Source organism: Polaromonas sp., assembly GCF_049790275.1.
GTDB lineage: Bacteria > Pseudomonadota > Gammaproteobacteria > Burkholderiales > Burkholderiaceae_C > Polaromonas.
In genome coordinates this window covers 1-5,087 of sequence record NZ_JBAQYR010000020.1, presented here as the reverse complement: position 1 = coordinate 5,087, position 5,087 = coordinate 1, and the positions used below count along the sequence as shown (strand labels likewise).

The 5,087-nt window shown below is 68.9% G+C and carries 2 protein-coding genes; both read right to left on the bottom strand.

The features are described from left to right. On the bottom strand, positions 1-3,476 hold a 3,476-nt coding region (locus WA904_RS02850), incomplete at its 3' end, for a GLUG motif-containing protein (RefSeq protein ID WP_425195614.1). A 91-nt stretch (positions 3,477-3,567) separates the two neighbouring features. Then, positions 3,568-5,087, bottom strand: a 1,520-nt coding sequence (locus WA904_RS02845) for a ShlB/FhaC/HecB family hemolysin secretion/activation protein (protein ID WP_425195613.1), incomplete at its 5' end; no start/stop codon positions are given.

The following is a 5,087-nucleotide window of genomic DNA, read 5'->3' as shown; positions in this document are numbered from 1 at the left end:
CCGCCCACCGCGGTGCCGGTGCCGGTGACGGCCCCCGACGCGTAGGCGCCGCGAATCACGCTGGCAGCGTCGGTGACCCCGACCAGGCCGCCCACACTGCCGGCGCCGACCACCTCTCCCGTGGCATAGACGTTCGAGGTGGGAATACCCCCGGTGTTGACGCTATGCCCGATCAGGCCGCCCACCCGGCTGCCGGCACCCTCCACCCGGCCGGTGGCGTAGGCATTGCTGAGCGCCGCCTCAGCCGAGCCGATCAGGCCGCCGGCATTGCTGTTGCCCGTGTCGGTCGCCCGCACGGAGCCTTCGGCGTGCACGTTGCTGATGACGCCCATGGCTTGCCCGAGCAGTCCGCCGACGTTCGTGCGGCCTTGCACGTTGCCCGTCGCCACCGCGTTGGAAAGCTGTGCGTCGGAGTTGCCGATCAGGCCCCCTACCGACCTGCCGCCCGTGACGTTGCCGGTGGCCCGGACGTCGGAGATCGTGCCGCCGGCGTACCCCGCCAGGCCGCCGACGTTCGCGCCGGAGACGAGGCTGTCGCCCGCGACCGCCCCGGTCGACCTCGACCGCGTCAGCGAGGTCCCTTCGAAGTTGCCGACCAGGCCGCCAACAAATGAATAGCCGCTCACGTCACCCGTCGCTTCCCCCTGGTCGATCGTCCCGCCGGCGACCCGCCCCACCAGGCCGCCAACGTTCGCGCCGGCATTGCCCACGGCGTTGCCTGTGTTGGTGACGGAGCCGGTGGCTGTGACGTTGCTGAGGTCGGCTCCCGTCGATCTGCCGATCAGCCCGCCGCTGTACTGCCGCTGGCTGGTGACGTTCGCGGTGGCGCGGGCGTTCTGGATGGCGCCGCCGCTGTGGTCGCCGATCAGTCCGCCGGTGTAATTGCCGGGTCCCTGCACGGTCACGGCGTCGGAGCGCGCGTCCATCACCGCACCGGTGTTGCGTCCCACCAGGCCGCCCGTGTAGTCGCCGGTGGCGCTCACGTTGCCGGTCGCATAGACGTTGGCCAGCGCGCCGGTGCTGCGGCCGATCAGCCCGCCGACGTGCTGGGTCACGCCGACCAGACCCTGGGCGGTGACGGAGCCGGTGGCGTGCGAGTTGGCGATGTCCCCCGAGTGGTTCTGGCCGACGAGGCCGCCGACGTCGGTGTAGGTGGTGGTCGCGCCGCCGTCGGCCACCACCGCTCCGGTCGCGCTCGCCTGGGAGATGTTGCCGAAATTCCAGCCCACGAGGCCACCCACGTTGCGGGCCGCTCCGTTCACGCCCTGGCCGCCGAGCCTGCCGATGCCGTTGACGGTGCCGCTGGCGCTGACGTTGGTCAGGGTGGTGCCCGCGGTGAGCGTGTCGGCGTTGCCGTTCGCGCCCAGCAGCCCGCCCACGTGGGCGCGGCCCGTGACCGCGCCCGAAGCCCGCGCATTCTGCACGGTGGCGCCGCCGCTGAGGCGGCCCACCAGCCCGCCCACATAGTCGTAGTTGTTGCCCCCGTTGACCGCGCCGGAGGCCGACACGTCACGCAGCGTCGCCCCGTTGATGGCCTCGCCCACCAGGCCGCCAATCACCATGTCACCGCTGCTGGTCATGTTGATGGCCACCTGGGCGTGCGCATCCTGCAAGGTTCCGCCACTCATGAAGCCCACCAGTCCACCGACGCTCGACCCGGGACCTGCCAGCGTGCCTGAGGCACGCAGGTTGTGCAGCGTGGCATTGTTGGCGTCGCTGGCCAGTGCGCCTGCACCCGTAAAAGCATTGCCCGTCACGTTGACGAGGTCCAGGTTCCTGACCGTTCCGCCGATCTCCGAGAACATGCCCGTCTTGCTCGCCGGCACCCAGAGCTTCAGGTTGCTGATGGCGTGGCCCAGGCCGTCCATCACGCCGCCCAGACCCGTCAGCGGCGAAGCACCCTTGTTGCCGTTCCAGCCCGCGGTGGCGCCGGCGTCGATGTCCGCGCCCAGCGCGTAGCGCAGTCCACCGTCGAGGTTGATGGACTGCAGGCCCGTGGTCGAGCCTTCGGTGCCAAGGGTGTTGATGACGATATAGCCTTCGCCGTTGATGGTGAGGAAGCCCGTGCCCGCCCGGTCGAAATTCACGCGGCCGGCAAAGCCTGTCACAGGGTCCACCGGCACCTTCACCTTGCCGCTCGCGACGGCCGCATCGGCGCCGTTGGCGGTGCCGGCGTTCATGACCAGGGCCGAGCTGCCGGTGGCGTCCATCACGGCGCGGATGTTGATGTCGCGCGCAGCGGTTAGCGTCAGTGTGTTGGCGTTCCAGCTCACGTTGTCATTGACGTGGATGTCGCCGTTGCCCGCCGCGTTGCTGCCGCTGCTGGACAGGATGGTGACGTCGCTGTTGGCCAGGTTGGCAGACAGCGTGGCGCCGCTGATGTCACCGCCGCTGGCGGCGATGGTGAAGTCGGCGGGGTCTATCAACCAGGTGCCGGTTTTGCCTTGCGCGGCGCGCGTGCTGACGCGTGTGCCTTCAGCCACCTTGACATGCGCGCCCGAGGTATCGATAAAGCCGCCGTCGCCGCCGTTGGGCGCCGAGGCGTCCAGCGTGCCGCCCACCTGCACCGTGCCGCCGTTGAAGCCGCCCAGCAGCTTGATGACACCGCCGCGGTTTTCCAGGGTGCGCGCCTGGACGACGCCGGTGTTGTTGACCACGGTGCCGGCCAGTGCATCGGCGGCTTTGGCGGTGAGCAAGGCGGTACCCCCGTCGGCCTGCATCAGCCCGCCGTTGTGCACCAGTGCGTTGACCGCGCCTTCGTCGACCGCGAGCTTGAGCAGCCCGTCACCCGCGAAGTCGAGCGTGACCTGCTTGCCGGCGGCCAGCGCCACCGTGCCCAGGTTGGCCACCAGCGTGCCTGTGTTGCTGACCTGAGCGCCAATCAGCGCAATGCTGCCGCCGTCGGCCGCGCGTATCGTGCCTTCATTGCGCACGCTGGCGCCACTGCCGCTGGCACGCAACACGTAACGCCCGGTCATGAAGTCGGCGTCGCTCATGCCCAGCGTAGAAGCCACCAGCCCGCCCACGCTGACCTGCGCGCTTTGACCGAACAAAACGCCGTTGGGATTGAGCAGAAACACCTGCCCATTCGCATTGAGCCGGCCCAGGATCTGGCTGGCCTCAGTGCCCAGCACGCGATTGAGCGCGATGGCGTTCGATCCGGGCTGCACAAAATTGACGGTCTCGTTACCGGCGATACCAAAGCTCTGCCAGTTGATGGCGAGCTTGGGCGTGGTTTGCGTGATGGTGGTGGTGTTGCCGCTTTGCGTGATGCCACCTTGCCCGGCGCTGACTTGGCCGTCCGTGGGCGCGGCCAGCGCCTGCGCCGCCACGGCCAGGCCGGCAGCGAAGGCCAGGGCCCGGACGCTGCGCTCGCGCTTGCCCAGGCTGCGTTTGCCCTTGCCGCCGGCCGTCTCGGCCACGGCTTCAAAGCAGGCACGGGCATCGTTCCAGATGATGCGGTAGATGTGGTTCATGGCGGTTTTTCCTTGGGTTGTGAATCAAATCGGGCTGCAGCCCATACAAGAACTGCGCGAACAGCTATCAAATACGTAGCATGTCGGCATCTCAGAAACTTTTTGACACCTGCAGCCACAGGCGCCCGCTGCTGTCGGGCTCGACGGTGGATGGGCCGCCGTGGCGCTTGTGCGCGTAAAAAAGACGGGCACTCCAGCCGTCGGCATGCGTCCAGTTCACGCCCACGCCGGTGCCCGACAGGCTGCGCCGGTTGACCGCGCCGGGCAGGGGCTGCTGGTTGCCGTAACCGACAGCGGCGTCGTAAAAGCCGACCACTTGCCAGCCTGCGCCCAGGGGGTATTGAAGTTCCAGCGTCAGCAGGCTGGCGCGGTCCGACGGCGCTTCGCCCTGCGGGTAGGCGCGCACGGCGCCGGCACCGCCGAGCGGCAGCTTTTCGGACGAGTCCAGGTTCTTGCTGGCCCACTGTCCGGTGTAAGAGGCCAGCAGCACGGCCTTGCCGACGTTTTGCTGGCGCACAGCCAGCAGGCCGAGCTTGCCGAAGCTGCCCGCGCTGCGCACGGTGGCCTCGTCGATGGCCAATGCGTCGGCACTGGTGATGGCCAGCTGGCCTTGCGTGTAGGTGGCCGAAAAGCCCCAGGCACCGCCCCCGCCCCAGCCGTCGCGCGCGTCGCCGGACAAGCCAAAATTGAGCAGGTCAAGGTGCTTGTCGTCGGCGGAACCAATCAGGTCGATGCGGTCGCGCAGGCGCTTGTGTTCGGCGCTGACTTGCGCGCTCAGGTTACGCGCGCGTGAACGCAGCAGCGGGTGGGCGGCAAACAGCGTCGTGATGGTCGCCGTGCCATGGGCATCCAGGCTTTCAAACTCGCGGCCCAGGCGGTAGTCCATCACCGAGGCGGCGGCACCCACGCGCGTGCCGTGGCCGCCTACCGGCAATTGCCAGGCCACGCGCCCGTAATTCAGGCCGCTGCCCGCGCTCAGTACGCGCAGCGAGAGCAGGTCGCCCAGACCGCCCGGGTTGTTGAAGTACATGCTGGCGCCAAGCCGCGTCCTGCCGGTAGCGCGGCTGCCGAAATTGTCGGCTTCGAGCAAACCGGTGACGGCCGGCCCGGGCTCGACCTCGACCACCAGCTCGCTGGTGCCGACCGATGCGCCGGGCTGCAAGGTGGAGCGCACCGCGATGCCCGGCACGTCGGCGGCCAGCAGCAGGGAACGCTCGAGCGCTGCATCATTCACCAGGTCGCCCGGGGCCAGCGCCGCAAGAGGCAGCGGTGCCGGCAATGCGCCCGGTGACTTCACGGTGATGGCGCTGTAGCGGCCTTCGACGATGGCCAGTTCCACCACGCCGTCCCGGATGTCCTGCTGCGGCAGGTAGGCACGCGCCACCGTGTAACCCTGCTGGCGGTAGAACCGGCTCAGGCGGACGGCCAGCTCTTCGAGTCCGGCAAAGTCGAGCTCGCGCCCGATGGCATCTGCCACCAGCGCCTGCAGTTGCGCTTCGGAAAAAACGGTGGCGCCCGAGATACGGATCTGCGTCACGCGAACCCGCACCGCTGCATCTCCCGGCGATGCCGGAGGCAGATCGGACGCGGGGGGCAGCACCGGCGGTACTT